The organism is Herpetosiphonaceae bacterium (assembly GCA_036374795.1).
Lineage (GTDB): Bacteria > Chloroflexota > Chloroflexia > Chloroflexales > Kallotenuaceae > LB3-1.
On record DASUTC010000366.1, the window covers coordinates 1 to 2,154 of the forward strand.

A 2,154-nucleotide genomic window follows, 5' to 3' on the forward strand; every position below is an offset into this window, starting at 1 on the left:
GATCGGCGCCGTGCTGTGGGCCTGCGTGGTCGGCGGCGTTGGCTGGTTGTCAGGCCAGGCCGCGGAGAGCGTATTCGGCAATATCCAGCACCTGGAGGCGTGGATGTTCCTTGGCGTAGCCCTGGTGGCACTCACCGTGTGGCTGGTCAGAAAATGACTTCAGCCTCGCTCCGCCGCCACCATTCGCTCGATGGCCCGACGCGCCCAGACCGATCCCGCGTCGATGCTGAGGTTGTGGATTGCGTCCGGCGTTTCGTCCAGCGTGCGCTGCTGCGCCTCGACCACGGCGCGGTCCTCCTCGAAGATGCGCGCGTTGGCGTCGCGCATCTGCGTCGTCAGCGTCTGATCCCGCAGGCGGAAGCTGCGCAGCAGCGTCCAGAAATACATGCAGGTCGAGCTCGTCTCCGGCGTGATGGTATTGAGCACCCGGCCGTTGACCCCCTGGGAGCGATCCCCCGCGGGCGCTCCCGTGCCGGCGAGGGCGACGCCCACGTCCAGGACGATGGTGCACGGCGCCTCGAAGCGGATGATCTGCCAGCGGTCGACGTTGCCGGGCCGGCCGAGCAGCGCGCGCCAGAACGGCGGCGCGTCGATGTCCAGCATCCAGCGCGTCACCGTTACGATGTGGTCGTCGTGGGTGGTGGTGGCCGGGGTTTCGGCGATGGCGCGGTGGCCGATGCTGGTCGAATGCACGAACGTCTCGTGCGTGAGATCCATGAGGTTGTCGATGATCAGCCGGTAGTCGCAGCGGGCGAAGAGAGTTGCGCCGTCGCCCTCCCACGCCGGATCGGTGTTCCAGTGCAGGTCGGGCACCAGCGCCGGATCCGCCCGCGCCGCGTCGCCGGGCCACACCCAAGTGAGCCGGTGCCGCTCGAGCGTCGGATACGCCCGCACGCAGGCAGACGGGCTGATCCGGTCCTGCGATGGCATCCGGGTGCAGCGCCCGCCGGAGTCGAAAGCAAGGCCGTGGTAGCGGCAGACGATGTTGTCGCCGTCGACGTGTCCCATCGACAGCGGCAGGCCGCGGTGCCAGCAAGCGTCGCGCACCGCGGCAGCCGAGCCGTCCGGCTTGCGCCACAGGGCCAGCTTCTGCCCGCAGAGCGTGCGTGCCAGCGGGCCGCGCGCGCTGACCTCATGACTCCAGGCGACTGCGTACCACGCATTGAGCGGAAACATGACCGGAGATTAAGCGAACCGCCCCTGGAAATGGAAACCCCTTTCGCCGTGAGCGGTCTTTGCGTCAGATCAAATCGCCGCTGGGGGAACTGTATAGGGTGGAATCGTGTTCGCTGACCAGCATAGTACGCAAGGCCCGCCAGCAGGCGGCGCCGCGGCTTTCAGCGCTCCTTCACCGAGCCAGAACCATCTTCTTGCCGCGCTCACAACGGCGGATCTTCAGCCATTGTTGCCGCACATGACCCTCACGGGGTTGGCGCTCGGCACCGTGCCTGTACGAGCCCGGGACAAAGATGGACGACGTGTATTTCCCGATCTCGGGTGTCGTGTCGTTGCTCTACGTCCTGGAGGATGGCCGCACTACGGAGCTCGCGGTCGTCGGCAACGACGGCTGCGTGGGCATCGCGCTTCTGCTCGGCGGGCAGACGACGCCCAGCGAGGCGCTGGTGCAGATTGCGGGATACGCCTATCGGGTCCGCTCCAGCGTCGTCCTTGCGGAGTTTCGCAAAGGCGGCCGCTTGAGTCGGGTGCTGCTGCGCTATATCCAGGCGCTGATCACGCAGATGGTGCAAACCGCGGTGTGCAACCGGCACCACACGTTGGAGCAGCAGCTATGCCGCTGGCTCCTGCTGAGCCTCGACCGGGTGCCTTCCGACACCGTCAGCATGACGCAGGAGCTCATCAGCAACATGCTGGGCGTGCGCCGCTCGGGCGTTACCGAGGCTGCCCGCAAGCTGCAGGCGGCAGGCGTGATCGATTACTCGCGCGGTCAGATCAAGGTGCCGGACCGCGCGCGACTGGAAGCGCGCGCTTGCGAGTGCTACTCCGTGTTCAGGAAGGAAGCGGACCGGCTGCAAGCTCAGAAGATTCCCTGATGTCGTGCGGCGGCAACACGCGCCGCCCCGGCAATGTACGGTCCCGTACCGACTTCGCCCGCACGTTGGCTAAAAATAAGATGCATGCGAAAGGGAGACGGCA

2 protein-coding genes are annotated in these 2,154 nt (G+C 66.7%); one reads left to right on the top strand and one right to left on the bottom strand.

The window, feature by feature from the left end; genetic code table 11:
• Positions 1-159 precede the first annotated feature (159 nt).
• The gene (locus VFZ66_29485; protein HEX6293350.1) at positions 160-1,176 is read right to left on the bottom strand and encodes an aromatic ring-hydroxylating dioxygenase subunit alpha; all 1,017 of its coding nucleotides are present in this window, start codon (positions 1,174-1,176) and stop codon (positions 160-162) included.
• 272 nt (positions 1,177-1,448) lie between these two features.
• Here VFZ66_29485 and VFZ66_29490 point away from each other — a divergent pair, with 272 nt between their 5' ends.
• Positions 1,449-2,051 (top strand): Crp/Fnr family transcriptional regulator, encoded by a 603-nt coding sequence (locus VFZ66_29490; GenBank protein HEX6293351.1) that lies wholly within the window; start codon positions 1,449-1,451, stop codon positions 2,049-2,051.
• The last annotated feature ends 103 nt before the right edge of the window (positions 2,052-2,154 follow it).

Bases quoted from the DNA above. Each gene is read 5' to 3' on its own strand.
- VFZ66_29485 (HEX6293350.1), bottom strand. From the start codon at position 1,176: ATGTTTCCGCTCAATGCGTGGTACGCAGTCGCCTGGAGTCATGAGGTC.